Origin of the sequence: Pseudomonas sp. 273 (assembly GCF_029201425.1) — a bacterium.
Lineage (GTDB): Bacteria > Pseudomonadota > Gammaproteobacteria > Pseudomonadales > Pseudomonadaceae > Pseudomonas > Pseudomonas delhiensis.
In genome coordinates, this window is sequence record NZ_CP116775.1 from 1 (window position 1) to 25,300 (window position 25,300).

22 protein-coding genes and 1 pseudogene are annotated in these 25,300 nt (G+C 62.3%); 14 read left to right on the plus strand and 9 right to left on the minus strand.

Going from position 1 to position 25,300, the window contains the following annotated elements:
• The first annotated feature begins 3 nt into the window (after positions 1-3).
• Positions 4-5,979, plus strand: a complete 5,976-nt coding sequence (locus PKO50_RS00005) for a hemagglutinin repeat-containing protein (RefSeq protein ID WP_275630566.1) — start codon at positions 4-6, stop codon at positions 5,977-5,979.
• 782 nt (positions 5,980-6,761) lie between these two features.
• On the opposite strand, the gene PKO50_RS00010 is transcribed toward PKO50_RS00005, so the two are convergent.
• Both PKO50_RS00010 and PKO50_RS00015 read right to left on the minus strand, forming a co-directional pair.
• Positions 6,762-7,310 carry an RNA 2'-phosphotransferase gene (locus PKO50_RS00010; protein ID WP_109935958.1) on the minus strand — a complete coding sequence of 183 codons (549 nt, stop codon included), beginning with the start codon at positions 7,308-7,310 and terminating at the stop codon, positions 6,762-6,764.
• 58 nt (positions 7,311-7,368) lie between these two features.
• A complete protein-coding gene (locus tag PKO50_RS00015) occupies positions 7,369-7,518 on the minus strand; it encodes a hypothetical protein (RefSeq protein WP_158546439.1) in 150 nt (49 codons plus the stop codon).
• A gap of 426 nt (positions 7,519-7,944) precedes the next feature.
• On the opposite strand from PKO50_RS00015, the gene PKO50_RS00020 reads away from it, so the two are divergent.
• Positions 7,945-8,604: a hypothetical protein gene (locus tag PKO50_RS00020; RefSeq protein WP_275628458.1), complete on the plus strand. Its 660-nt coding sequence runs from the start codon at positions 7,945-7,947 to the stop codon at positions 8,602-8,604.
• The gene (locus tag PKO50_RS00025; protein ID WP_089390057.1) at positions 8,601-9,197 is read left to right on the plus strand and encodes a hypothetical protein; all 597 of its coding nucleotides are present in this window, start codon (positions 8,601-8,603) and stop codon (positions 9,195-9,197) included. Before PKO50_RS00020 ends, PKO50_RS00025 begins: the two co-directional genes overlap by 4 nt.
• A gap of 50 nt (positions 9,198-9,247) precedes the next feature.
• On the opposite strand, the pseudogene PKO50_RS00030 reads toward PKO50_RS00025, so the two are convergent.
• Positions 9,248-9,580: pseudogene (locus PKO50_RS00030) on the minus strand (IS4 family transposase); the annotation flags it as partial.
• Positions 9,581-9,907: 327 nt separating this feature from the next.
• On the opposite strand from PKO50_RS00030, the gene PKO50_RS00035 reads away from it, so the two are divergent.
• From PKO50_RS00035 to PKO50_RS00070, 8 genes are all read left to right on the plus strand, one after another.
• Positions 9,908-10,078 carry a hypothetical protein gene (locus PKO50_RS00035; protein WP_275628459.1) on the plus strand — a complete coding sequence of 57 codons (171 nt, stop codon included), beginning with the start codon at positions 9,908-9,910 and terminating at the stop codon, positions 10,076-10,078.
• Positions 10,065-10,277, plus strand: a complete 213-nt coding sequence (gene tnpB, locus PKO50_RS00040; RefSeq protein WP_275628460.1) for an IS66 family insertion sequence element accessory protein TnpB — start codon at positions 10,065-10,067, stop codon at positions 10,275-10,277. The genes PKO50_RS00035 and tnpB overlap by 14 nt, the downstream gene beginning before the upstream one ends.
• Before the next feature lie 731 nt (positions 10,278-11,008).
• Positions 11,009-11,362 (plus strand): hypothetical protein, encoded by a 354-nt coding sequence (locus PKO50_RS00045; RefSeq protein ID WP_275628461.1) that lies wholly within the window; start codon positions 11,009-11,011, stop codon positions 11,360-11,362.
• Between the two features lie 314 nt (positions 11,363-11,676).
• Positions 11,677-11,958 carry a type II toxin-antitoxin system ParD family antitoxin gene (locus PKO50_RS00050; RefSeq protein WP_275628462.1) on the plus strand — a complete coding sequence of 94 codons (282 nt, stop codon included), beginning with the start codon at positions 11,677-11,679 and terminating at the stop codon, positions 11,956-11,958.
• The gene (locus tag PKO50_RS00055; RefSeq protein WP_275628463.1) at positions 11,955-12,320 is read left to right on the plus strand and encodes a type II toxin-antitoxin system RelE/ParE family toxin; all 366 of its coding nucleotides are present in this window, start codon (positions 11,955-11,957) and stop codon (positions 12,318-12,320) included. The genes PKO50_RS00050 and PKO50_RS00055 overlap by 4 nt, the downstream gene beginning before the upstream one ends.
• 607 nt (positions 12,321-12,927) lie before the next feature.
• Positions 12,928-13,605: a CsgG/HfaB family protein gene (locus PKO50_RS00060; protein ID WP_275630567.1), complete on the plus strand. Its 678-nt coding sequence runs from the start codon at positions 12,928-12,930 to the stop codon at positions 13,603-13,605.
• 30 nt (positions 13,606-13,635) lie between these two features.
• The gene (locus tag PKO50_RS00065) at positions 13,636-14,007 is read left to right on the plus strand and encodes a DUF4810 domain-containing protein (protein WP_109937292.1); all 372 of its coding nucleotides are present in this window, start codon (positions 13,636-13,638) and stop codon (positions 14,005-14,007) included.
• Positions 14,007-14,666, plus strand: coding sequence for a DUF799 domain-containing protein (locus PKO50_RS00070; protein WP_275628464.1), 660 nt, complete (start codon positions 14,007-14,009; stop codon positions 14,664-14,666). Before PKO50_RS00065 ends, PKO50_RS00070 begins: the two co-directional genes overlap by 1 nt.
• Positions 14,667-14,925: 259 nt before the next feature.
• Here the strand turns inward: PKO50_RS00070 and PKO50_RS00075 are convergent, their stop codons facing one another.
• The 3 genes from PKO50_RS00075 to PKO50_RS00085 form a co-directional block, all read right to left on the minus strand.
• Entirely contained in the window at positions 14,926-16,443 is a 1,518-nt protein-coding gene (locus tag PKO50_RS00075; protein WP_275628465.1) for a hypothetical protein, read from the minus strand.
• A gap of 176 nt (positions 16,444-16,619) precedes the next feature.
• Positions 16,620-18,539, minus strand: coding sequence for a methyl-accepting chemotaxis protein (locus PKO50_RS00080; RefSeq protein ID WP_275628466.1), 1,920 nt, complete (start codon positions 18,537-18,539; stop codon positions 16,620-16,622).
• A 169-nt stretch (positions 18,540-18,708) separates the two neighbouring features.
• Positions 18,709-18,954: a DUF6868 family protein gene (locus tag PKO50_RS00085; protein ID WP_089390281.1), complete on the minus strand. Its 246-nt coding sequence runs from the start codon at positions 18,952-18,954 to the stop codon at positions 18,709-18,711.
• A 251-nt stretch (positions 18,955-19,205) separates the two neighbouring features.
• On the opposite strand from PKO50_RS00085, the gene PKO50_RS00090 reads away from it, so the two are divergent.
• Positions 19,206-20,507: an MFS transporter gene (locus PKO50_RS00090; RefSeq protein WP_109936010.1), complete on the plus strand. Its 1,302-nt coding sequence runs from the start codon at positions 19,206-19,208 to the stop codon at positions 20,505-20,507.
• Between the two features lie 69 nt (positions 20,508-20,576).
• Here PKO50_RS00090 and PKO50_RS34045 read toward each other — a convergent pair whose 3' ends face one another.
• Positions 20,577-20,969 (minus strand): phage infection protein, encoded by a 393-nt coding sequence (locus PKO50_RS34045; RefSeq protein ID WP_346770519.1) that lies wholly within the window; start codon positions 20,967-20,969, stop codon positions 20,577-20,579.
• A 758-nt stretch (positions 20,970-21,727) separates the two neighbouring features.
• Here PKO50_RS34045 and PKO50_RS00100 point away from each other — a divergent pair.
• The gene (locus tag PKO50_RS00100; RefSeq protein WP_109936008.1) at positions 21,728-23,800 is read left to right on the plus strand and encodes an AsmA family protein; all 2,073 of its coding nucleotides are present in this window, start codon (positions 21,728-21,730) and stop codon (positions 23,798-23,800) included.
• A gap of 1 nt (position 23,801) precedes the next feature.
• Here the strand turns inward: PKO50_RS00100 and PKO50_RS00105 are convergent, their stop codons facing one another.
• On the minus strand, positions 23,802-24,257 hold the full coding sequence (locus tag PKO50_RS00105; protein ID WP_275628468.1) for a GyrI-like domain-containing protein: 456 nt from the start codon (positions 24,255-24,257) through the stop codon (positions 23,802-23,804).
• 112 nt (positions 24,258-24,369) lie between these two features.
• On the opposite strand from PKO50_RS00105, the gene PKO50_RS00110 reads away from it, so the two are divergent.
• On the plus strand, positions 24,370-24,624 hold the full coding sequence (locus PKO50_RS00110) for a hypothetical protein (RefSeq protein ID WP_089390068.1): 255 nt from the start codon (positions 24,370-24,372) through the stop codon (positions 24,622-24,624).
• A 17-nt stretch (positions 24,625-24,641) separates the two neighbouring features.
• Here PKO50_RS00110 and osmE read toward each other — a convergent pair whose 3' ends face one another.
• Positions 24,642-24,992 carry an osmotically-inducible lipoprotein OsmE gene (gene osmE, locus PKO50_RS00115; protein ID WP_275628469.1) on the minus strand — a complete coding sequence of 117 codons (351 nt, stop codon included), beginning with the start codon at positions 24,990-24,992 and terminating at the stop codon, positions 24,642-24,644.
• Between the last annotated feature and the right edge of the window lie 308 nt (positions 24,993-25,300).

Consider the following 25,300-nt stretch of genomic DNA (forward strand, 5'->3'; position numbering starts at 1 on the left):
CGCATCGCCAGCGCCGGCGGCCTGACCCTGACGGCCGCCTACCTGAACAACCAGGGCGAACTGCTCAGCGACGGCGACCTCGGCCTGACCCTCAGCGGAGACGCCTACAACGCCGGCCTGCTTTCCGCCCAGGGCAACCTCGGCCTGAACGCCGGCAACTTCACCCAGCAGGGCGGCCGCCTGGCCAGTGGCCTGGACACCCGGCTCACCCTCGGCGGCAGCCTGAACAACCAGGGCTGGCTGATCGCCAACCAGGCCCTGCGCGCCAGCGCCGCGCAAGTGAACAACAATGGCACCCTCGGCGCCCTGGGCGCGCTCGACCTCACCAGCCAGGGCATCGCCAACGGCGCCGACAGCCTGCTGTTCAGCGGCGGCGACATGACCCTGCGCGCCGCCAGCCTGAGCAACCGCTACGGCGACCTCTACAGCCAGGGCAACCTCAGCTTCGCCGGCCAGGACGGCGGGCGGGCGCAGAGCCTGAGCAACCGCTCCGGCACCATCGAGGCGCAAGGCGACATCCATCTCGACGTGGCGAACCTGGAAAACACCCGCGACGTCTTCGCCTTCGAGCAGACCACCACCTTCGGCGAATTCGACGTGCAGTGTGGCCAGCACTGCGGCGGCCACGACTCCTTCAAGCGCGGCAAGATCGACGTCAGCGAAACCATCGAAGAGCGCATCACCCAGAACAGCCCCGCCGCCTGGCTGACCGCCGGGGGCAACCTGAGCATCGATGCCGATGCGGTGGAAAACCGCAACAGCACCATTGCCGCCAACGGCGACCTGACCATCAACGCCAACTCGCTGCTCAACCAGGGCAACACCTCGCGCACCGGCAACAAGGTGGTGGTCATCAACGTGGTCCCGGGCGACTACGGCAAGATCCCCACCGGCCAGTGGGATGCCATGGAAAACCTGGCCCGCGCCTTCAACAACAAGATGGCTGCGGGCACCTTCGACCAGGACCTGTACGACCAGCTCTGGGCCATCTACAACGGCGACCGCTGGGCGATCGGCACCCCGGTCGTCAGCTGGAGCGAAGACGGCGCCCAGTCCGCGCCGGCCACGCTGCAGGCCGGCAACCGCGTTACCCTGAACGTGGCGCACAACCTGCAGAACGGCACCGTCAGCGAATACAGCCAGGCCCAGCTCACCGGCCAACTGGCTGGCAGCCTGCTGGGCGGGCAGCTCGGCACGGTCAACCTGACTCTCAACAAGCAGTCCAGCGACGCCCAGGCGCGCGGGCCGCAAACCGTGCAGAGCGTGACGCACACGGCCGCCGACGGCAGCCAGCAGGTCAGCTTCATCCCGGTCGACTACACCGGCGTGCCCTTCGCCGCCGTGGACCCGACGGCGGCCGACACCTTCCGCCTGCCCCAGGGGCAGTACGGGATGTTCATCCGCAGCCCGGACCCGCAGAGCCACTACCTCATCGAAACCAACCCGGCGCTCACCGACCTGGGGCGCTTCCTCAACTCCGACTACCTGCTCGGCAAGCTCGGCTTCGACCCGGACCAGGCCTGGAAGCGCCTGGGCGACGGCGCCTACGAGACCCGCCTGATCCGCGAAGCCATCCAGGCCCAGACCGGCCAGCGCTTCCTCGACGGCCTGACCAGCGACTACGACCAGTTCCAATACCTGATGGACAACGCCCTGGCCGCCAAGGACGCGCTGCAGCTGAGCGTCGGCGTGGGCCTCTCCGCCGAACAGGTGGCGGCGCTGACCCACGACATCGTCTGGATGGAAACCCGCGTCGTCGACGGCCAGCAGGTGCTGGTCCCGGTGGTCTACCTGGCCCAGACCGACGCGCGCAACCTGCGCGGCGGCAGCCTGATCCAGGGCCGCGACCTCAACCTCATGGCCGGCGGCGACCTGACCAACGTCGGCACCCTGCGCGCCAGCGAGGACCTCACGGCGACGGCGGGCGGCAGCATCCTCCAGGGCGGCCTGGTGGATGCCGGTCAACGCGTCAGCCTGCTGGCCGGAGACAGCATCCGCAATGCCCTGGCCGGGCAGATCCGCGGCGACCAGGTCGACCTCACCGCGCTCAAGGGCGACATCGTCAACGATCGCACCGCCGTTACCGCCGGCATCGGCGGCGACGAGTACCGCAGCTTCCTGGACGCCGGCGCGAGCATCAGCGCCCGCAGCGAACTCAGCCTGGACGCCGGCCGCGACATCACCAACCGCGGCAGCCTCGCCAGCGGCGGCGACAGCTACCTCGGCGCCGGCCGCGACATCAACCTGCAAGCCGTGACCGACGCCAGCCGCCTGCGCGACATCCAGCAGGGCGGGCACCACGTCACCACCACCACGGTCGCGCAGAACCACGGCTCCAGCCTGACGGCCGGAGGCGACCTGGTACTGGATGCGGGGCGTGACCTGAACGTGGTGGGCAGCCAGGCGAGCGCGAAGGGCGACCTGACCGCCGCCGCCGGCCGCGACATCAACCTCCGCGCTGTCGAAGACGCCGCCAGCGTCGAAGTCCGCAGCAAGACCAGCAGCACCCGCACCGTCGAGCAGACCGGACAGACCCGCCAGCTTGGCGCGCAACTGACGGCGGGCGGCGACCTGGTGGCCAGCGCCGGGCAGGACCTGAACCTGACCGCCAGCACCATCAGCGCCAGCAACGAGGCCTACCTTTACGCCACCCGTGACGTGAACCTGCAGGCGGCGGCGGAAACCGACAGCCATGCGCTGAGCAAGACCAAGCGCAGCCATGGGCTGCTCTCCAGCTCGGAGAAAAAGACCGAGGACACTTCCCTCTACACCACCCAGCAAGGCTCGCTGGTCAGCGCCGACAAGGTGGCCATCCGCGCCGGCCAGGACATCGGCGTCAGCGGCAGCGACGTGGCTTCCACCAATGGCACCAGCCTGCTGGCCGGGCGCAACGTGCTGATCGACGGCGCCACCGAAACCAGCGAAACCAGCCACGCCGAGTCGAAGAAGAAATCCGGCGTGATGAGCAGCGGCGGGCTCGGCTTCACCCTCGGTTCGGCCAGCACCCAGGCCACCCAGACCAACCACAACGAACAGACCCGTGGCAGCACCATCGGCAGCGTGCTCGGCAACGTCGACATCCAGGCCGGCAAGGACCTGACCATCCGCGGTTCCGACGTGGTCGCCGGCAAGGACATCAACCTCATCGGGCAGAACGTCGACATCCTCGCCGCGCAGAACGAGAACCGCAGCGAGCAGACCTACAAGAGCAAGACCAGCGGCCTCACCCTGGCGCTCTCCGGCAGTGTCGGCAGCGCCATGGATTCGGGCTACCAGACCGCCAAGCAGGCCAAGCACGAGGACGACAGCCGGCTCTCCGCGCTGCAAGGCATCAAGGCCGGGCTGACCGGCGTGCAGGCCTGGCAGGCGGCGCAGCAGGGCACTGAAGGGGGCGGCGTCAGCCAGTTCTTCGGCATCAGCGCCTCGCTCGGCTCGCAGAAGTCCAGCTCGAAGCAGACCCAGGAGCAGAGCGTCAGCCAGGGCAGCAGCCTGACCGCGGGGAACAACCTCAACATCCTCGCCACCGGCGCAGGCAAGGTGGGCCAGGACGGCGACATTCGCATCCAGGGCAGCCAGCTCAAGGCCGGCAACGACGTGCTGCTGGCGGCCAACCGCGACATCACCCTGGAAGCGGCGGCCAACACCCAGAAGCTCGACGGCAAGAACAAGAGCAGCGGCGGCGCGGTTGGCGTGAGCGTGGGGTACTCCGCGGACAACGGGGTGGGCCTGAGCATCTTCGCCAACGCCAACCAGGGTTCGGGCAAGGAAGTCGGCACCGGCACCACCTGGACGGAAACCACCCTGGACGCCGGCAACCAGGTCAAGCTGGTCAGCGGCCGTGACACCACGCTCAAGGGCGCCCAGGTCAACGGCGAGCAGATCATTGCCAACGTCGGCCGCGACCTGACGCTGCAGAGCCTGCAGGACAGCGACTACTACGATTCCAAGCAGAAGAACGTCTCCGCCGGGGCGAGCGTCGCCATCATCGGCACCGGCGGCAGCGCCAGCGTCAGTGCCAGCCAGAGCAAGATCGACTCCAACTACAAGAGCGTGCAGGAACAGACCGGCCTCTACGCCGGCAAGGGCGGTTTCCAGATCGACGTGGGCAACCACACGCAACTGGACGGCAGCGTCATCGCCAGCACCGCCGAAGCCGAAAAGAACCGCCTGAGCACCGGCACCCTGGGCTGGAGCAGCATCGACAACAAGGCCGACTACAAGAGCCAGCAACAGAGCGTCAGCCTCAGCAGCGGCAGCGATGGCAGCGGCAAATTCATCAGCAACATGCCCAGCGGCATGCTGGTGGCCTACAACCACGGCGACAGCGCCAGCGGCACCACCGGCTCGGCCATCTCCAGCGGCACCCTCGAAATCCGCGACCCGGCCAGCCAGCAACAGGACGTGGCCAGCCTGAGCCGCGACGTCGAGCACGCCAACGGCAGCATCAGCCCGATCTTCGACAAGGAGAAGGAACAGAACCGGCTGAAGCAGGTGCAGTTGATTGCCGAGATTGGCACCCAGGCGATGGACATCGTTCGGACGCAGGGGGAGATCGAGGCGGCGGAAGAAGGTCGCAAGGAGCTGAAAACACAGGGTAAGGACAACCCCACGCAGAAGGAGCTGGAGGCGACCGTCGCGTACCAGAATGTCATGCGCGAGTACGGCACCGGCAGCGACTATCAGAGAGCCGCGCAGGCTGTGACGGCGGCGCTGCAGTACCTGGCTGGTGGTGATATCGGTGGTGCGATAGCAGGTGCTTCTGCGCCTTACATAGCCCATCTCATTAAGCAGCAGACTGGCGACAATGACACGGCGCGCATCATGGCTCAGGCATTGCTCGGTGCCGTGGTTGCTGGGGTACAAGGCAACTCCAGTGTTGCTGGAGGGATTGGGGCTGCCACTGGGGAGTTGATCGCAGCGAACCTTTACCCAGGTAAGAAGCCTGAAGATCTGACGGAAAACGAACGTCAGATTGTTTCGGCTCTTTCCAGTTTGGCCGCGGGTATGGCTGGAGGTTTAGCCAGTGGTGATACAGCCGGTGCGGTGGCCGCAGCGGGAGCAGGCAAGACCGCTGTGGATAATAATTTCCTGAGCGGAGATCAAGCCAAGGCATTCGATCATGAGATGCAGCAATGTACAAAGGAAGGAGATTGTACGAAAGTAATTAAGAAATATGTTGCATTGAATGACGAGAACAGAGAGCTTCTGAAAGCTACTTGTTCAGAGAAGCCGTGGGTTTGCTATGGGAACAGCAGGGATTTTGTTCTTACAGGCCTGAACTCGGCTGACCCTTCTAGGCCGGTTTCTTCTGGAGGGATTGAAAATGATAATGTTAGATTGTTTGTGCAGTATGAAAATTCTCTCGATTTGCAGTATATAAATAAAAACACTGATACTTTGTACAAGGCTTTGGTGTTTGCCTCAGAGCCTGAGAATTTCATGCTTATGTTTGGTGGCCTAGCGAACCTAACGAACGCCTCCGGGACGTCCATTGCCACTGGTGCTGGGCTGAGCATGGCCGCGAATGGAGGAGTGCAGTTGGCAACGGGGAGCACGGGAGATAAATTCGATTGGATTGGATTCATGACCTCAGGAGTCACTGGTGGTATGTCTGCGGGCCAGACTTTGACACCCACTCTCCAAACTAATATTGGTGGTGCATACATTTCTAGCCAGCTGAATGGGCAGAGTTCTTTAGACGCTATGATGGGGGCTATGATTGGAGCGAGTCTAGGTTATGGCGCTGGTGCTACGATAACGAGTCAGATGGAAAAGAACTATGTAAATAAAATTTTTGGACTTTCCAGAAATAGTGTTAATGCATTGAAGTACTCTGAGGCTGCAAACTTTCCAGGCTCTTATTTGCTCAAAGAGACTCCTATGAGTCCGATTCCTGGTATTCTGGGTGGAGCAACAGGAAGTGTTGTCTCTGAATCCTCAAATAATGCAGTTCTGAATGGTGCGAATAATGGGAAATAGCTTGAGACGCCTGTTGTTTTTGATTGTTTTGTTTATTGTGGTCTTCTTTGCAATATTTACATCGATTTCTATTATATATTTTGTAAATTCGGCAAGCTATAACAATGGTGTTGTTTTTAGTTATCCGAATTCTGTGTTTGTGTATTCTCTAAAAGTAAGTGTTACTGGTTCGTTGATTATTTCAGTAGGTTTATGGTTGTTTATTGTTTGTGGGGTTAAACGGTAGAAGGTGATAGCAAAATAGGTGGATTTTTTACTCTAAAACTGATCTTTCAGGCCGGCTAATGGGTGTCCCCTTTTTCTCCTTTTTCTTGAGAAGCTAAATTCGGTGAGGAAATGAGAATAGGTCAACCAAGGTTAATCTTGAATCTCTATGATTGGCTGCCAGGTTATGGTGAGTCGAAGGTATCTTTCCGCTCCGCTGGAGTGGATGTAGTGCTAGATATTGAGTATGAGCGGGAAGAGCCGGGTGTCAGTGGGGGGCTTTAATAAAGTTGAGAAGGGAAATGACCTTCAGGTGGGTAAGTAACTTTATTAAAGTGCCATTCCCTGGGGCAGATATTTTCGAATTTCACGGCGCTTCGGATGGGTTCAGGTTAGGCGGGCTTACAGAATTTATTGAGTCTGACATGCTGAAAAGAAACCTAGAGTTGAGGAACTCATTTTCTAGTGGTAATCCGCCAAAATTAAGACATTTCAGTGTTCAATTTTTATCGGAGAACATGGCCTTTCATGTGTTGTCGGAGGATGTGCGTTTGTCCGATGAAATCATTATTAATTAGTTATTCGGTGAGGATGAAGTTGGCGGGAATTTTGTCAGCCAGCCAAACGCCATTTTCTGCCTGAAAGAACTTGAAGCCCTGCCGATGCATTCGCAGGGCTTCAATTTTTAAAATAACCGGTTTCCCGTAGCGCTTCCCTACTTCAACCGCCGTTTGTTCATCTTGGGACAGATGAACGTAGTGGCGTGCCCCTGGAATCAACCCTTGCGTTTTGATCGAGTCCAGAAAACGACTGGCTGTGCCGTGATACAAGAGCTCTGGCGGTTCTTTCTCTGTGTGTTGGAGGGTGACGGTTGGCGTCGAATGGCCTTGCACGGCTCGGATTCGCTGACCGTCGCTCGATATGCTGAAGCGCTTTTTATCGCTACTAGCGACAACCTTTTGGATAATTTCCGAATCTAAATTTTTCCCCTTTTTTGCCGCGCCTGCGATCAAAGCGTTTATGTTGGCCCAACCTTCGCTGTCTAATTGCAGCCCGATGGCTTGTGGCTCATGTCTGAGTACATAACTTAGGAACTTGCTGGTTTCATTAAGAAGTTTAGTATCCATTGCTTTGACTCCTTCCAAATTGAAACCCCAGTTCAAGTGCTGGGGTTTTTTACTGCTATTACCGTTCCTGCCTCTGCTTGTGGTCGGCTTGGTACAACGACCAGGTATCGGAGACCAGCAGCAACAGCGAGCGGCTGACCGTGCAGAACGGATTCTCCTCCGGGCCGCCCAGGTGCAGCGCCAAGAGCAATTCGATCACTGACTTCAATCGATACTCCGCCGCATCATACAACGCATCGGCAGGCGCAGGCTGGCAAGAATGCAGTGGAGAACAATCACCTTTCCACTGACGAGAAAATCAGCCTGAACCTGAAGGAGGTGCAGTACCAGCGCGATTGCCAGGGAGGTGCGTCTAACAGTGGCCTTTGCCAGCAACTGCGCAAGGACATCCAGGCCCTGCGGGAAAAAGGTCGCAGTGTGCTGGAGACTGAACTGCTCGCTCCCGCGTCAGACATGGGGCCAGAGAATACGGTCAAGACCAAGCCTGGGAATATCATTCGTTGCGTGGGTTCGTCGAATGGCTTCTGCCAGGTAACAGACCAAGTGCTGATTACCGATCAGGGCAAGGAGTGGCAACTGGTCCCGGCTTCGGACGAACAGGCTCAGATAGAGGCAGCACGCCAGCAGAGTGTTAGTGCTCAAGCAGATGCTTCTCTTAAGCAATGGACTGCGGATGCTCGATGTTGGCTGCGGTGGTTTTGGCGTAGCAGCGGTAGCTTGTCAGATTTACCGTGCAGCGGGGGGAGCGAATCCTATATCCGGTGCGGTGCCTAGCACTGGTGAGCAGGTGTTGTGGGGAGCTACGGCTATCCTCAACGGGTTGGGGATTTATGGGACGGTAGCTGATGGTGTCGTAGTAAGCTCGGGGCGACCAAAGACTGAGAAGTATTTCAGGGTTGAAGGTGGTGGTTCGGGAGTGGCCTCAAGTCAGAATCGTATTACAGTTAATGCTGATGGTAGTATAAGAATCAATCCTGGGTGTTCCGGGCAGCTTTGTGTAAGTGTCGGGAACTCTGATCATGCTACCTATTTTTTAAGTAACAAACGTCCGGACGGAACAGTGGTGGTGTTTGAAGTAGATGCCGAGCTTCATAATCAAATAATGTCCAGCGCGATACCTCAACGACCTGTCCCGGGGATCCCGCGAGACCCATCGGCTCCTAAAATTGTGGATCCAAATCAACCGGGCGTTGCATTAGAGCTCCCCAAGGTATGGGAGGCAGTTCTTGAAAAACACTCAAGTAATGCACGTGTGTACTCTCATGATGAATTCTTGCGGGAGTTTGGCAATTGATGAATTGGAAAAAGTTACATGAGGAGTTGTGGAATGGGGAAAAAAGCATTTGCTTTTTTGTTCATTCAGGTAAGTGTTTCTGGGTCGTTGATGAGAAGTTTAATTTTAGCTTGGATGCTGAGAAAGAGTATCGTGCGTATCTAGAAAAGGGTTATATAACTAATGAGCAGTATTCTGAGGCATGTGTGAATTTTAGAGGGGGAATTCTTAAGCTTACTGCTGATAATTTTCTGAGTTACCTGATGGGAAAGGATCGACAGGTGTTATCCTTGGAGGATATTGGGAACTTGTTTCTTCAAAGCGGGTTGAGTAAAGATCTGCATAGAAGGGTTGAGGGCTATCTCTTGTCTGGTGTTGAATTAAGTCAAAAAGATTTTTCTAGTGTGAACTCTGTTGCAGTCGCCCTTCCGAGTTTCTATGTGAATTTTGATAGAGAGATATTTTTTCATATGGATTATGGTAGAGTTCATGAGGACTTGGCTCATTCTGGTTGGAGTGCGAAGTATATAGATTTTTGCTATTTGATCCCTGATGGCGAGAGGTACTGGATGGTTGATGGGAGTGATTACTGGAAGTTTCGCTTCATGCAATAGTTTCTTGGTCAAAACGAAAATGGCCGAAAAGAGGCAGATTTGAATGGCGCTTACTTAGCCCGCCTTGGGTGACCGCTTCGCCTGATTTTGGCGCGCTCAGATTGGCGTGTATGGGTCAGCAATGGATAAGGTTTCGACCTTCGCTTGAGAGCTCGTGGCTCAACCCGCCCAGGCCGCCTGCCAACGCGCTGCTGGGCGATTAAAATGAGTAACCTCTGAAGGCTTTCGTCCATATCCGGACCATCGAACTGTCGCCATGCCAGCCATAGCTGCAGGCTGTGCTTGAAGCTCAGTTCACGCGGCAAATAGTCCGCCATTAATGCCGATTGCACCATGAGTAGCCGGATCAGGTTGTGTGCCAGCAGGTAAACCCAGATTTTAATGGTGCTTACTTAAGCATTAATTGATTGATCCTGAAGAGGAAAAGCTGCTCTTAGTCTACTGTGATAGTTGAAAGAACATACCGAGCCCAAGTAGGAAAGCTGTAGGAGCTGAATGCAACAGGGGGCATCGAGTTGAGCTTTCAAATAGGCACTGCTCTTTAAAAACAACTCAGAGATAAAGACAAAGCCAACTGACTGATCCAGGGCCGTGATGTCAGCCTCACCCTGGCGCTCTCCGGTAGTTCGGGCTACCAGACCGCCAAGCAGGCCAAGCACGAGGACGACAACCGGCTCTCCGCGCTGCAAGGCATCAAGGCCGGCAACGACATGCTACTGGCCGCCAACCGCGACATCACCCTGGAAGTGGCGGCCAACACCCAGAAGCTCGACGGCAAGAACAAGGTAAGCGCTCCACAAACCCCACCTTCATTTGAACTGTCCGCTTGCGGATGCTGGGCTCCCATTTTCCCAGTGAAGCTCCGTCATGATGCGTCCTGACGCCAAGGTCAAAGCTGTCTATCTCTATCCGAAGCCGGTGGACTTCCGTAAGTCCATTGATGGTCTGGCGGCCCTGGTGGAGTTGGATATCAAGGTGGCCGTGTTCGACCCGGTGTTGTTCGTCTTCCTGGAAAGGGGGCTGCTTTATTTTTCCTACTCTAAAGCTGATCACTCAGGCAGGATTAGAGTGCTTAAATAAATCTGTCCCCTTTTCTCTGGTGGGTGACTTAGAGAGGGTGCTAACTGGTAAAGCCGTTATTGTGAAGGGTAAATAACTCCATGGTTTCTGAAATTTGTGACTTGTATGTTGGGCCAGTAGTCGGATCAAAGACTATGTCGCTTGTTAAGCTATTTGACAGGGAATTCATTTTTGACTCTCAGAAATGCTACTCTGGTTACTTGGGGTGAATGTTGAGAGATTTAGGTTGGTGCGAGTGGTTGTTGATCTGCGCAATGAGGGGGTTCGAGTGCTTAGTGTCCCTGTACGATACCGAGATAGCTTGAATATTGATAGGGGGGAGGCATTGGTTTTGGCTAAGGAGTATGCAGAGGCTAAGGGCTTTAAGGTGGCGGGGAATGACTTGAGAGTAGATAATTTCACTCCGTTGTATTGGAGTTTTTCTATCTCGGATCCTACAGGGGAGAGGGCCGGGGGAAAAGTTAGGGTGGATAGAGTGGACGGCCATGTTTGGAGTATGGACGAGTACGACAAGTATATGTATGACTATAATTGTATTTTTGCGTGAGTATGAGCGGAAAGAGGGCGGGTTTATTTTTCCTGCTCTAAAGTCAACTGGTTGGGCTGGATTAGAGTGTGAAAAATAAATCTGTCCCATTTTAAAATATTATTGAGCGTGGCTATGACCCTGGGCAGGTTGAAGAGGCAATAAAGCAGATCATTGATAGGAGCCGTCAGGCTGGAGTTGTAAAGTGATAAGTGTATGGGATAAATCTATAGCTGCTATTGGTAAGGTTGAGAGATCATCCGATTTTTTAGAGTTGGAGAAAGTTATTGGGGAGGTTCCATGCATTTCGTCTGATCCTGATGAGTATAATGACCCGATAGGGGCGACAAAGTACTATAAATTTACTCGCTCGGGAGTTGAGGTGGGTTTCAGAAGAAAATTACTAAATCATATAAATTTTTATGTTGAGGCTAGTGATGGATACTCTGCCTTCAATGGAGAGTTGTATGGGGGGTTGAATGGTCTATCTACTTGTCAGAGTGTTTTGAGTTTTCTTGGCCAGCCTGCAATGGCAGGTGGTGGAAAAAAGATTTATTAATTGGCTATGTAGGGAAGTGGCTAAGGTATCAGAAGTGGGGGGTTGTGGTTAATTTTCAGTTTAATGAGAGTGATCTTTTGTGCCGGGTTACAGTCGCTCAGGGGTAAGTGGAGAAGGATAGCGAAAAGAGGATAGATTTATTTCTTCTACTCTAAAACTGATCGGTCAGGCAGAATTAGAGCGCTTAAATAATTTTCTCCTTTTCTCGTCCCCTTCTCTCCCGAAAGGCACCGTGATATAAGGCATACGCCGTTTTTGCATTCCCATAAGCTTCATGGCATAAAACGCCATAGCTGCTTTCCTTGGAGAGTGCCATGGCCACACACAACGTCGTTCTGCCTCAGCCCATGGAGAAATCCATTGATGACCTCGTGAGCGAAGGCCGTTACCAGAATTTCAGTGAGGTCGTGCGTGCCGGCCTACGTCTGCTCCTCGAGCGCGAGGCCGAAGAGTCCGCCAAGCTCGTCGCTCTCCGTAACGCAACATCAAGCGGCATCATGCAGCTCGAGACAGGTCGGTTCGTCGAGATTGCCTCCGAAGCACAGCTCGAGAAATACTTGGGAGAGTTGGGCCAGCTGGCGAGCTCCAGGCAGTGAGCGACCCCCAATTCCGCCTGTCCCTGGATGCGCAGACTGACCTCATCGATATCCTTCGCTTCACCCAGGTGAAGTTTGGCGAGGACGTGCGCCGTCGTTACCAGGGGCTTCTACGGGCGGCCTTCGTGTCGCTGTCGGCAGAGTCCGAGAGGGCTGGGAGTATCGCTCGGGAGCAGTTGGAGACCGGGCTGCGCAGCCTGCACTTGCTCTACTGCCGCTCCGAGGCTCCAAACGGCCGCGTAGACCGTCCCCGCCACGTTGTTTTCTACAGGCTGGGCCACGACCAGGTCATCGAGATCGTTCGTATCCTTCACGATGCCATGGAGGTCGAAAGGCACCTGCAGAAAGTCCCCGCAGGCTGAATGGCCAAATGGCAAATGGGTTGGATGGTTCTCAAGGATAAAGAGAGCCGCAGACACCGGCCCACTATCGGCTGATCATGCCCGGAAGTGCTCGGTCCGGCTCTGCCCCGGCTGTGGATAGCGGGTGCCTACCGAGCTGCATTCGCTTGTGAGGCTGGGGATGGCCAGACGCTCCTGCCGGCACCGGTCCTGCTTTGGCAGGTGCTCGCCAGCCCCCTTCGAAGGCCGCCATTACCCGCCCTATCCCGGGCATGCCGGGAATTTCTTGAGACACTTCTGATTTCAGGCACCTGGCATGGATGATGGCGTAATGATTGTGCTCTAATCGCCCACCTCAGGTAACACGATGTTTTCGAAGGATCGACGGGATACGGTTCGTTCCCACAGGCTGGATGCCAGGTCTTGTTTCGCCGCTTCCCGCCCTTCCTGCCGCTACGTCCTGTAACGGCGCCGTTTTCCATCCTCGAGCTTTCCCTTCCTGCGTGTCTTTCGAGCGCGGCTGTGCCGTGCGCAGGAGCTTCGAATCCGTCGTGGCCTTTGACTGGAGGGCGCCGGTGTTTGCCGGCGGCCCGGTTTGGTGGATTTGCGAGGGGAGTGCAACGTGAAGATGAAGATGTCCCAGGGGTTGCTGCTGGGTGTGGCGTCCGCCGCCCTGCTGATGGTCGGCGGTTGTGCCACGGAGAGTTCCAGGGCGCTGCCGGTGCAGCAGGTGGAGAGCGTCGGCAAGCCCTATTCGGGTGTGCGTTCGCCCATTGCGGTGGGCAAGTTCGACAACCGTTCCAGCTACATGCGCGGCATTTTCTCCGATGGCGTCGATCGCCTTGGCGGCCAGGCCAAGACCATCCTGATCACCCATCTGCAGCAGACCAACCGCTTCAACGTGCTGGACCGCGACAACATGAGCGAGATCCAGCAGGAAGCCGCCATCAAGGGGCAGGCCCAGCGGCTCAAGGGGGCGGACTACGTGGTGACCGGCGACGTCACCGAGTTCGGTCGCAAGGAAGTCGGCGACCGCCAGCTGTTCGGCATCCTCGGCCGCGGCAAGACCCAGGTGGCCTATGCCAAGGTGGCGCTGAATATCGTCAACATCAGCACCTCCGAGGTCGTCTATTCCACCCAGGGGGCGGGCGAGTACGAGTTGTCGAACCGGGAGATCATCGGCTTCGGCGGCACCGCCAGCTACGACTCCACGCTCAACGGCAAGGTCCTGGACCTGGCCATGCGCGAGGCGGTGAACAAGCTGGTGAATGCGGTGGACAGCGGTAGCTGGAACCCCGCGCGTTAACCCGAGACAGAACAGGGAGTGATGATGTTCATGGGTAGGACCTTTGTTTCCAGGGGCTGCCTCGCGGCCCTGACTTGTGCCGGCCTGGCGCTGCTTTCCGGGTGTTCCTCGCCGAAGACCCTGTACCAGTGGGAAAGCTACCAGTCGCAGGTGCACGACTATTTCACCAGCGATGCCAAGCAAGCGCAGGCCGAGGCGCTGGAGCGCGACCTGCAGAAGATCGCATCCACCGACGGCAAGGTGCCGCCGGGCTACCACGCGCAACTGGGCCTGCTGTATTCGAGCCTGGGCAAGGACGACCAGATGGTCCAGCAGTTCAACACCGAGAAGGCATTGTTCCCGGAATCCGCGGCCTATATGGATTTTCTGCTGAAGAACGCCCGGCAGGGAGGTAGCCAGTGATGTCGAACCCGTTCAAGGCCTTGCTGGCCCTGTTTGCCCTGGTGCTGCTGGCCGGCTGCGCGCCGCAGAAGACCGTCGACTATTCCGCGTACAAGCAGGCCCGGCCGCGCTCGATCCTGGTGCTGCCGCCGCTGAACGATTCGCCGGACGTGAAGGCGACCTACAGCATGCTCTCGCAGGTCACCTTCCCGCTCGCCGAGGCCGGTTACTACGTGCTGCCGGTGGCGCTGGTGGCCGAGACCTTCCGCCAGAACGGCCTGGGCACGCCGGCGGACATCCATGCGGTGTCGCCGGCGAAGCTGCAGGAGATCTTCGGCGCGGATGCGGCCCTGTACATCACCGTGACCCAGTACGGCACCAGCTACATGGTGCTGAGCAGCGCCACCGTGGTGACCGCCGGGGCCAAGCTGGTGGACCTGAAGACCGGCGCCACCCTGTGGACGGGCAGCGCCAGCGCCTCCAGCGAAGAGGGCAGCAGCAACAACAACGGCGGCCTGCTGGGCATGCTGATCACGGCGGCGGTCAAGCAGATCATCAGCAGCGCCCAGGAGGATGCGGGCTACCCCATCGCCGGTGTCACCAGCCAGCGCCTGCTCTCCGCCGGCAAGCCGGGTGCGCTGCTGTACGGCCCGCGTTCGCCGAAGTACGGTACCGACTGAGTGATTGCGGGCGTGGCCGCCGCCGCGCCCGCATGATCTGTCGGGGCCTCGCGGGGCCTGGAATTCAGGGCCTTGCGGCTTCGCTGCGGTGGGTAAGGACCGGTCCGGCGTCCCTGCCATGGCCGATCCGCTCTCAGCAAGAGCCTGCCCACTTTCGGCCGGGCGGGCCCGTTGGGCAATCAGACGTTTCCGAAGCGCTGCGAAATGGTTGCACGGCCTCTGCGGCAGCTCCGACTGAAGGGCTTGCCGCCCATTCCTCTCATGGGCTCGTTTCGATCCCCAGGGCCAGCCGTCTCAAGCCGAAACAGGGCGCCTCCGCGCCGTTGCCCGTGCTTGCGCCGAGCAGGGCGAGGTAGCGGTCCGCCCCGTCCTCCACCCGCAACTTCTTGCCGCTGGCCAGCGGCAGGCTGGGGCAGAGGATGCGTTTCGCGCCGGCGTCGTCCAGCAGCAGGGCGTTGTGGGTGGCGCTTTCCTGCAGCTTGCCGAGCAGGGTGATGCGGCAGGCGCGGGGCTGTTTCGATAGCCAGGCGAGGCTCAGCGTGGCTTGTCCGTTACCCGCCGGGGCCATCTGTTCGACGCGGGCCAGGCGCCAGTCCGCCGTGGGCGCGGTGCGGATGCCGAGCAGGTCGCCGGCCGCGGGCCGGGAGGCCGCCTCGCCGCTCCATGTCGCGCAAACGCCCCGGGGACTCTTCGTCATCCCGCTCAGCAGGCCGGGCGGCGGCAGCTCGGGAGTGGTTGGCGTCGATGGGGTGAACTCGATGAGGTCCTCGTGGGGCACCATTTCGTCGAGATCGACCCGCGCGTTGCCATGGATCGCCCAGACGTCCTGGGGCATGGCCTGGCGGGCGAAATGGCGGGCATCCAGGGCGGCTTCTTCGCGGGGGGCGCCCAGCTGCGCCAGGATGGCGGCGAAGCTGTGGCAGGCCTCCCAGGTGGGGCCGGGTGCCTCTTCGCTCCAGCAGCGCTGCAGGTGGGCCTTGAGGTCGAAGCCCTGGCCGGCGCCGCCGAAACCCTTGAAATGGCCTATCGCCTCGAGCGCTTCGTCCAGCCGCAGCGCCAGGCGGCCCTCGGGGTTGGCGGGGATGTCGAGGAACGGGCGATCCTGGTCGCTGGCGATGATCCAGCGGTCCGTGCCGCGGGCGCCCTCCAGGCGCGCCGCCGTGGCCAGGGCATCCAGGGATTCGATCAGCAGCCGCAGGCTTTCCCGCGGCATCTCCAGCGGGCCCGAGCCGGCCAGCAGCAGCGCCGCCAGGTAGCCGCGGGCGAGGCTCTGGCTTTGCGCGCCCGGGGCTTGCGGGTCGTCCACCTCGATGGCCTGCAGCGACAGCTGGCGGGCCCTGGCGTGCAGGCGGTGGAGCAGGCGCCAGAGGCCGGCGGGCGCCTGCTGGCCGTCGAGCAGGGCGCAGCAGTGGATTTCCTGGGCGCTGCGCAGCGCGCGTTGCAGCAGCAATGCGCGCACTTGCGGCTTGGCCCGCTCTTCCTGGGCCAGGCCACAGTAGCCCTGGATCAAGCGGCGGTGCAGGGCGGTGATCAGCTTTGCCGCCTTGTCCGCCCGGCGTTGCTCGCCGGCGCCCTGGCGGTGCCGGAGCAAGCCGGCGAGGCCGCGGCCCAGTTCGAAGACTTCCGGCCGCGCACGCTCCAGCTGCTTGAGGCGCGCGGCTGCCGGAACGGGCGCGGTACACAGGTCGACCAGGTGCTGGTAGAGGGCGCGGGTCCGGCCGGCCAGGTGCTGCCCGTTGAAGGGCACGGGGTGTCGTTCGGCTGCGTTTTCGTCCATGCGAAGCTCTTGGAATGCGGTTCTCCGGATGCCTTGGGAGACTGCTCGCTTCGTCATGGGCTGGAGTTAGGACGAGTCCGAAAAACGCCTGGGAAAGACTCCTTTGTGCTGTGCGTCACGGAACCGCCGGCCGAAGGCGCCACGAGCCCCGGGGCTCGTGGCTTCCCTGGCCAGCGTTACACGCGGAAGTGGCTGACCAGCGTCTGCAGCTGCCCGCCCAGGCGCGCCAGCTCCACGCTGGAGGCGGCGACTTCCTCGCTGGCGGCGGCGGTCTGCTCGGAGACGTCGCGCACGCTCACCACGCTGCGGCTGATTTCCTCGGCCACGGCGCTCTGCTGTTCGGCGGCGGTGGCGATCTGCTGGTTCATCGCCTGGATGTTGGACACGGTGCGGGTGATGCTGCCCAGGGATTCGCCGGCCTGGCGGCTCAGGGCCACGCTGCTGGCGGTCAGTTCGCGGCTGCCGAGCATGGCGCTGGAGACCTGGCGGGTGCCGCTCTGCAGGCCGGCGACCAGGGCCTCGATCTCTTCGGTGGACTGCTGGGTGCGCTGGGCCAGGGCGCGCACCTCGTCGGCCACCACGGCGAAGCCGCGGCCGGCTTCCCCGGCGCGGGCCGCCTCGATGGCGGCGTTGAGGGCCAGCAGGTTGGTCTGCTCGGCCACCGACTTGATCACGTCCATGACCTTGCCGATCTTCTCGCTCTCCTGCTCCAGGCGCTGCATGGCGTCGGCGGAGCGTTCCACTTCCCCGGCCAGGCGCTCGATCTGCTCCACCGCCTGGTTCACCACGCGGTCGCCGTCGTGGGCCTCGCGGTCGGCGGCGGAGGCGGCCTGGGAGGCCTGCTCGGCGTTGCGCGCCACTTCCTGCACGGTGGCGGACATCTCGTGCATGGCCGTGGCCACCTGGTCGGTCTCGACCTTCTGGCTGTTGGCCCCGGCGCTGGTCTGCTCGGTGACCGCCGAGAGTTCCTCGGCGGCGCTGGCGATCTGCGTCACGCCATCGCGGATGCCGCCGATCAGCTCGCGCAGGCTGCGGCTCATGCGCTGCATGCTCTGCTGCAGGCGGCCCAGTTCGTCGCGGCGCTCGACCTGGATGTCGCGGGACAGGTCGCCGGCGGCGATGCGGTCGACCACTTCCATGGTGGCGTGCAGCGGGCGGGTGATCTGCCGGGTGATGACCACCGCAGCCAGGCCGCCCAGCACCAGGGCCAGCAGGGTGAAGAGCACCTGCAGGTTGCGGGCGCGGGCGCTTTCGACGTCGCGGCGGTCCAGCTGCAGCTGGTAGAGGGCCTCGCTGAGTTTGACGATGTCCTGGCCCTGGGTGGTCATTTCCTTGCGCGCCTGGACGATGGCGGCCATGTTCGCCCGCAGGGCCTGCACGCCTTCGCGGTAGCCGCGCAGCGCCGTGCCCAGTTGCTGCACGCGGGCGGCCTGGTCGGGGCCGAGGGCGCTTTCCAGCGCCGGCAGGCTGGCGAGGCTTTCGTCCAGGTGGCGGGTGACGCCGTCGCCATCGCGGGCCAGGGCCGTGGCCAGGTAGTCACGCACGTCGTAGCGGGCCTGCAGCAGGTCCTCGCGGGTGCGGCTGATGGCCTGGTAGCGGATGGAGCGCGCTTCGTCGGCGGGGGCCTTGAGCACGTCTTCCTGGAGCTGCGCGGTCAGCTCGCCGGCGCGGGCGGCGTCGGCCTCCAGGGCGCGGCGGGTGGCGTTGGCGTTCTGGTAGCCGCTGCGCATGGCGGCCAGGGATTTCTCGTAGTCGGAGATGACGCCGCCCAGCTGGTCGAGCATGCGCACGTTCTCGGGGCTGACGAAGTAGCCGCGCAGCTTCTGCTGGTGCGCCTTGAATTCGCCCAGGGCGCTCATGACGGCGCCGGCTTCCTGCTCGCCGCCGTCGGCGATCATGTATTGCAGGCGGGTGATGCGCAGCTTGGTGAGCCGGGAATTGAGCTCGGTGATGTCGCTCATCCAGTTGCTGCGGTCGATCAGCGAGCCCAGGCCGACCCAGCTGACCACGGCGAGGATGGCGGTAAACGCCAGGACCACGCCGAAGCCGAGGGCCAACTTGAGGTTCACGCTCAGGTTGGATATCCAGCTATGCATTGACGATCTCCAGGAAGGGTTCGGAAAAATCAGGCCATTCGGAGATTGTTCTTGTTGAGGCCATGGCGGGGCGGACCACGCCGGTGGCTTATCGGCAGGGCTTGGCGAAACCGTAGGAAGAGGTGAGAAAAATCTGACGCCAGAAACGAGGCGTCCTTCCGGGGGCCGTTCAGCCCCCGGTTATCCACAGCGCCAGCAGCGGCACCAGGTTGAACAGCAGGATGCCGATCTTGTAGACGGCCATGCCGCCGTAGTGCAGGACGTCGAAGGCTTCCCGGCCCAGGTCGAACCAGTGCCTGTGCAGGCGGTACAGGCCCTCGTGGGCCAGGCTGAAGGCGCCGAACCAGAGCAGCAGCACGGCGTAGTTGAGCAGTGTGCACCAGAGCAGGAATTCCTGCGGGTCCTTCACGTTCATGGCAACCTCCCGGCGTTTTTCCATTCGAGCGCCTCTGCGCCGGACGGTTCCGCGGCTGCCGGACGTCGCGGCCAATGGCGGCGGGCGATGCCGGCGTGGATAATGCGCGGCTTCTGCGCCGGGCTTTCCGGTGTGGCACCGGCCGGGTTTCGCGCGGTGGTGGTCGCACAGGTGCGCCCGCGGATGCCGGCCGCCATGAACGATCACCCCTCTTGTCCGCCGGGCGCCATGCCGCCCGGCGAGGTAGCCCCATGTTCAGCCCGCTCGTCACCTTCCCCGCGCTCTACACCGCCACCCTCCTGATGCTGGCCGGCTCCGGCCTGTTCACCACCTACATGGGCCTGCGCCTGACCTCCGAGGGCGCCGGCGACCTGTGGGTCGGCGGCCTGATGGCGGCCTACTACTTCGGCCTGGTCTGCGGCGGCAAGTTCGGCCACAAGCTGATCGCCGGCTTCGGCCACATCCGTTCCTACGTGGCCTGCGCTGGCCTTGCCACGGTGATCGTGCTGCTGCACGCGCTGGTGGACACCCTGGCGGTCTGGGTGGCGCTGCGCTTCGTGATGGGCGCGGTGATGATGAACCAGTACATGGTGATCGAGAGCTGGCTCAACGAGCAGGCCGAAGGCCACCAGCGCGGCAAGGTGTTCGCCGGCTACATGGTCGCGGTGGACCTCGGCCTGGTGCTGGGCCAGGGCCTGCTGGCGGCGAGCCCGGCGCTGGACTACAAGCCGTTGCTGCTGGTGGCCATCTGCTTCTCCGCCTGCCTGATCCCGCTGGCGCTGACGCGCCGGGTGCACCCGGCCAAGCTGGTGGCGGCGCCGCTGGAGATCGGCTTCTTCTGGAAGCGCGTGCCGCAGTCGCTGGGCACCATCTTCGTCGCCGGCCTGATGGTCGGCGCCTTCTACGGCCTGGCGCCGGTGTACGCCAACCGCAACGGGCTGGACACCTCGCAGTCGAGCCTGTTCGTCGGCATGTGCATCGTCGCCGGCTTCTGCGCCCAGTGGCCGCTGGGCTGGCTGTCGGACCGCGTCAACCGCAGCTGGCTGATCCGCGGCAACGCGCTGCTGCTGTGCGTGGCCGCCGCGCCGATGTGGGGGTTGATCCAGCTGCCCTACTGGGCGCTGCTGGCCAACGGCTTCGTCACCGGCATGTTGCTGTTCACCCTCTACCCGCTGGCGGTGGCCCTGGCCAACGACCACGTCGAGCAGCCGCGGCGCGTGGCGCTCTCGGCCATGCTGCTGACCACCTACGGGGTGGGCGCGTGCATCGGCCCGCTGTTCGCCGGCGCGCTGATGAGCCACTTCGGCCCGGGCATGTTCTACATGCTGGTGTCGGCCTATGCGCTGGTGCTGATCTTCTGGGTGCAGCCGCGGCGCGTCACCGGCATCCACCGCGTCGACGAGGCGCCGCTGCACCACGTGGCCATGCCCGACACCGTCAGCCCCATGGCCGCCACCCTCGACCCGCGGGTGGAAGAGGTGCCGGAAGAGCTGGTGGTGGAAGCCCCGCCGAGCATCGGCCGCTCCGACGGCTCGCCCGACCAGGCGAGCTGACCCGCAGAAATGAGAAAGCCCGGCGAGTGCCGGGCTTTTCTTTCACCTTGCGGTGTACTGCGCGTTGCTTCAGACCTGACGGAAGTGGGCGTTGAAGACGGTGTCGCCACCGGATTCGGCAACGCTCATGGCGCCGTGCAGACGGTCGATGGTGTGGCTGCTGCCGTTTTCGGCCACGCGGGCTTCCTCGCTACCCATCTGCTTGTGCAGGCGGTCGATGGTGTTGGAGCTGCCGTTCTCGGCTACGCGAGCCTCTTCGCCCATCTGCTGGTGCAGGCGGTCGATGGTGCGGCTGCTGCCGTTCTCGGCGACGCGGGCTTCTTCACCCATCTGCTTGTGCAGGCGGTCGATGGTGTTGGAGCTGCCGTTCTCGGCTATGCGAGCCTCTTCACCCATCTGCTGGTGCAGGCGGTCGATGGTGCGGCTGCTGCCATTCTCGGCGACGCGGGCCTCTTCACCCATCTGCTTGTGCAGGCGATCGATGGTCTGGCTGCTGCCGTTCTCCGAAACGCGGACCTGCTCGCTCAGCTGCTTGTGCAGGCGCTCGATGGTCTGGCCGCTGCCGTTCTCGGCGACGCGGGCCTGCATTTGCTGGTGCAGACGGTCGACGCTGTGGGAAGAACCGCTCTCGGCCACTTGCGCCGGAGCCTGGGCGGAAACGCTGGCCGGGGCGGCGAAAGCGAGGTTGGCGGCGATCAGGGAAAGGGCGAAACCGAAGGTGAGGGTGCGTTTCATGATGTTTGGCTCCTGGAGGAAAGGGGTGTTGTTCTGGACACGGAGCCAGTATCCAATCTGGATTATCGATTTAAAAACGAAGCCGGGTAATGGTCGCTATCGATGTCGATGATGTTTGATTTAATCCTTTAGGAACAATAAGTTGATTTTGAATATTGACTTCTATCAATGGCCTCGATGGAGTGTATCGACGTGATTGTTCATATCTGTCGATTAGATAAATCTACCGGTGCGAAAGGCCAGGGCTATCGTCGCCGGCGGCCCGGCGCCTCGCTGAGCGGCGTGCCAGAGCGGTTGCGCTTGTCCCGGGGCGGCACGAATGACGCCGGTGCTGGCTTCGCGCATCCTTGGGGGCGTCATCGTGGGGAGCCGTTCGATTTTCCGGCCCGGCGATTTTTCCGGCATTTCGCCGGGGCCTTGCGGTCCAACCCGATAGAAGAGCCTGCCTGGGCGCATCCAACCGACGCGAAGACAAGGAGTTCTGCATGACGCGCGGCGCGAAAATCTGCCTGTTCAGCCTTGCCGGCCTGCTCACCCTGCTGGTGGCGGCGCTGGCGTTCATCGCCACCTTCGACTGGAACCGCGTGCGGCCATTGATCAACGACAAGGTCTCCGCCGCCATCGGCCGCCCCTTCGCCATCAACGGCGAGCTGCAGGTGCTCTGGCAGCGCGAGCCGGAGGAGGGCGGCTGGCGCGCCTGGGTGCCCTGGCCGCACTTCGCCGCCAGCGACATCACCCTGGGCAACCCCGACTGGGCGGTGGGCAAGACCCGCGCGGCCGAGTTCGCCAGCCTCAGGCACGTGGAGTTCCGCCTCTCGCCGCTGCCGCTGCTGTGGCACCAGGTGGTGATCCCGCAGGTGCGCCTGACGCAGCCCAGCGCCGACCTGCTGCGCCTGGCCGACGGCCGCGCCAACTGGACCTTCACCCTGCCGGCCAAGGAAGAGGGTGAGGCCGAGCAGCCCACGCCCTGGTCGCTGGCCATCGGCGAGATCGGCTTCGACAAGGGCCGCGTGGGCTTCGACGACCAGACACTGAAGACGCGCCTGGAAGTGCTGGTGGACAGCCTCGGCAAGCCGGTGCCCTTCGCCCAGCTGGCCGGCAAGGCGCTGGGCGGCGAGCAGGCGGCGGCCACCCAGGACTACGTGTTCGGCTGGAAGGTGCGCGGCACCTACAAGGGCCTGGCGCTGGCCGGCGAGGGCAAGGTCGGCGGCGTGCTGGCCCTGGAGGCTGCCAACCGGCCCTTCCCGTTGCAGGCGGAGGTGAAGGTGGGCGACACCCGCGCGGCGGTGGTCGGCACCCTCACCGATCCGCTGCGCCTGGGCGCCCTGGACCTGCGCCTGAAGCTGGCCGGCAACAGCATGGCCAACCTCTACCCGCTGACCGGCGTGACCCTCCCCGACACCCCGGCCTACGCCACCGACGGCCGCCTGCGGGCGCAGCTGCACGACCCCGCCGGGGCGCGCTTCGAATACCAGAACTTCAACGGCAAGGTCGGCGAAAGCGACCTGCACGGCAGCCTGACCTTCGTCAACGGCCAGCCGCGGCCGAAACTCAGCGGCAAGCTGACCTCCGAGCAACTGCGCATGGTCGACCTGGGCCCGCTGATCGGCGCCGACAGCAACGCGCAGAAGCAGGCGCGCGGCCAGAGCACCCGCCAGCCGGCGGACAAGGTGCTGCCGGTGGAGGAATTCCGCACCGAGCGCTGGCGCGCCATGGACGCCGACGTGGCGTTCGCCGGCAAGCGCATCGTCCACAGCGACAAGCTGCCCATCAGCGACCTGCAGACCCACCTGCGCCTGGAAGACGGCCTGCTGCGCCTGGACCCGCTGCGCTTCGGCGTGGCCGGCGGCAGCCTGACCGCGCAGATCCGCCTGGACGGCGGCAAGACGCCGCTGCAGAGCCGGGTGCAGCTGCAGGCCCGCGGCTTCAAGCTCAAGCAGCTGTTCCCCAGCTTCGCGCCGATGCAGACCAGCTTCGGCGAACTCAACGGCGACGCCGCGCTGAGCGGCACCGGCAACTCGGTGGCGGCCATCCTCGGCGGCGCCGACGGCGAGATCAAGCTGCTGGTCAACGACGGGCGGATCAGCAAGGGGCTGATGGAGATCGCCGGGCTCAACGTCGGCAACTACCTGGTGGCCAAGCTGTTCGGCGACGACGACGTGAAGATCAACTGCGCGGCGGCCGACGTCGGCATCGCCAAGGGCCTGGCCCAGCCGCGGATCTTCGCCTTCGACACCGAGAACGCCATCATCAACGTCGAGGGCACCAGCAACTTCGCCACCGAGCAGCTGGACCTGGACATCATCCCCCACAGCAAGGGCGTGCGGCTATTCTCGCTGCGCTCGCCGCTCTACGTGCAGGGCACCTTCAAGAACCCGAAGGCCGGGGTGCACGCCGGCCCGCTGATCGCCCGCGGCGCCGGCATGGTGGCCCTGGGCGTGGCGGTGGGGCCGGCGGCCGGGCTGCTGGCGCTGATAGCGCCGAGCAAGAACGACGACAACCAGTGCGCCGCCCTGCTGGCGCAGATGAAGCAGCCGGCCCGGGCGCCGAAGCGCTGAGTCAGTAGACCGGGATGTACAGGTCGGTTTCCGAGGTGGTGTCGTCCGGCCCGTGGAAGCGCTCGGTGTAGCGCTCGAAGGCCGGCGCCTGGCGCGGCTCCAGCCCGCGCTGGGGCAGCAGTTCGGCGTGGATGCGCTGGAAGCTGTCGGCGATGCCTTCCACCGGCCCGACGTGGGTGAACACCGCGTACTTCTGCGCCGGCACCTCGAACCTCACCATGCCCTCGGGCACCGCGGCGCCCTGGGCCACCGGCAGCCCGGCGACGTAGTGGAAGACGCCGCCGGCGGCCTGGGCGCAGATGCCATAGGCGCTGCGGTCGTCGGCCCGCGCGGCGACCTCGCCCTCGCGCGGCAGGAAGCGCTGCCAGAGCTGGCCGATGCCGCCCTCCTGGCCGTCGCCGCGGTATTCCAGGCCCACCACGCTGAAGGCGGGCAGTTCGACGATGTGGTGTTTCATGAGGTCCTCTCCTGTTTTCCTGCTCGCATGATAGACGGCATCGATATCGCCTGAATATTTTCCGCGGCGCCTGGTCCATTGCTCTGTTCCCCTCCCGCAGAAGGAGATTGCCATGCCGCGCAACGGTACGCAGGGCCACTCGGCACGCCACGAGAAGCAGCGGGCGCACGTTCAGGCGCATTACGGGAAGCTGGGCCTCAGCCCGGAGGAGGTGGACGCCCTGGCCAGGCTCGCCCGGCGCAGCAAGCCGGCCACCGCCAAGCTGCTGGGCATGACGCGCAAGGAACTGCTGGCGCGCGCGGCCCGCGCGGGTGTGCGCGGGCGCTGGCGGATGACCAAGGCCGAACTGGTGGCGGCGCTCAGCTAAACGCCGCCGGCCGGGCCTCAGGGGTGCGCGTCGCGGTCGTGGCGGTCGCGCTCGGAGCAGCTCAGGAAGCCGCTCCCGTCGACCCTGCCCTGGTCGTCGAAGGTCACGTAGTAGGGCTGCTCGCGGCCTTCCCGGTTGAGGATGTAGCTGTTGCAGCTACCGGCCTTGTACGCCCGCGCCTGGGTGCTGGAAGGCGGGCCGCCGACGCGCAGCACCTCGTCCCTGCTCATGCCGTCGTGCACGTCGCGCACCAGCGGCTCGTCGCGGTAGGTCACCAGGTTGACCGGGTTCTGCACCCGGGTGGATTCATGGGAACAGCCCGCGAGCAGGGCCAGGGCGGTGGCGGTCAGCAGGGCTTGCCGGTACATGGGGCCTCCTTGTCGGCTCGGACCTGTGGGTGGTCCAGTTTCGAGTCGGGGCCTGGGGCGGGAGTTCGAAAAATTGGTGGGGGTGGGGTGGAGGTGCGGGCTTGTTTGCGGAGGGAGCTCCCGGATGCACTGGCGTTGAACCGACCTCCGTACCCTCTCCCCAGCCCTCTCCCTGAAGGGAGAGGGGGCTTGTCCGTGCCAACGGGAAGCATGGCGTTAGCCGGATATCTCCGTGATTGCCGGCTGACTCCAGGGTTCCCGTTTCTGCCCAACGGTCCCCTCTCCCTTCAGGGAGAGGGTTAGGGAGA

Bases quoted from the DNA above. Each gene is read 5' to 3' on its own strand.
- PKO50_RS00110 (WP_089390068.1), top strand. From the start codon at position 24,370: ATGCCGCGCAACGGTACGCAGGGCCACTCGGCACGCCACGAGAAGCAG.
- tnpB (WP_275628460.1), top strand. From the start codon at position 10,065: ATGATGCGTCCTGACGCCAAGGTCAAAGCTGTCTATCTCTATCCGAAG.
- PKO50_RS00065 (WP_109937292.1), top strand. From the start codon at position 13,636: ATGGGTAGGACCTTTGTTTCCAGGGGCTGCCTCGCGGCCCTGACTTGT.
- osmE (WP_275628469.1), bottom strand. From the start codon at position 24,992: ATGTACCGGCAAGCCCTGCTGACCGCCACCGCCCTGGCCCTGCTCGCG.
- PKO50_RS00060 (WP_275630567.1), top strand. From the start codon at position 12,928: ATGAAGATGTCCCAGGGGTTGCTGCTGGGTGTGGCGTCCGCCGCCCTG.
- PKO50_RS00105 (WP_275628468.1), bottom strand. From the start codon at position 24,257: ATGAAACACCACATCGTCGAACTGCCCGCCTTCAGCGTGGTGGGCCTG.
- PKO50_RS00075 (WP_275628465.1), bottom strand. From the start codon at position 16,443: ATGGACGAAAACGCAGCCGAACGACACCCCGTGCCCTTCAACGGGCAG.
- PKO50_RS00010 (WP_109935958.1), bottom strand. From the start codon at position 7,310: ATGGATACTAAACTTCTTAATGAAACCAGCAAGTTCCTAAGTTATGTA.
- PKO50_RS00085 (WP_089390281.1), bottom strand. From the start codon at position 18,954: ATGAACGTGAAGGACCCGCAGGAATTCCTGCTCTGGTGCACACTGCTC.
- PKO50_RS00100 (WP_109936008.1), top strand. From the start codon at position 21,728: ATGACGCGCGGCGCGAAAATCTGCCTGTTCAGCCTTGCCGGCCTGCTC.
- PKO50_RS00035 (WP_275628459.1), top strand. From the start codon at position 9,908: ATGCTACTGGCCGCCAACCGCGACATCACCCTGGAAGTGGCGGCCAAC.
- PKO50_RS00070 (WP_275628464.1), top strand. From the start codon at position 14,007: ATGTCGAACCCGTTCAAGGCCTTGCTGGCCCTGTTTGCCCTGGTGCTG.
- PKO50_RS00080 (WP_275628466.1), bottom strand. From the start codon at position 18,539: ATGCATAGCTGGATATCCAACCTGAGCGTGAACCTCAAGTTGGCCCTC.
- PKO50_RS00050 (WP_275628462.1), top strand. From the start codon at position 11,677: ATGGCCACACACAACGTCGTTCTGCCTCAGCCCATGGAGAAATCCATT.
- PKO50_RS34045 (WP_346770519.1), bottom strand. From the start codon at position 20,969: ATGGGTGAAGAGGCCCGCGTCGCCGAGAATGGCAGCAGCCGCACCATC.
- PKO50_RS00090 (WP_109936010.1), top strand. From the start codon at position 19,206: ATGTTCAGCCCGCTCGTCACCTTCCCCGCGCTCTACACCGCCACCCTC.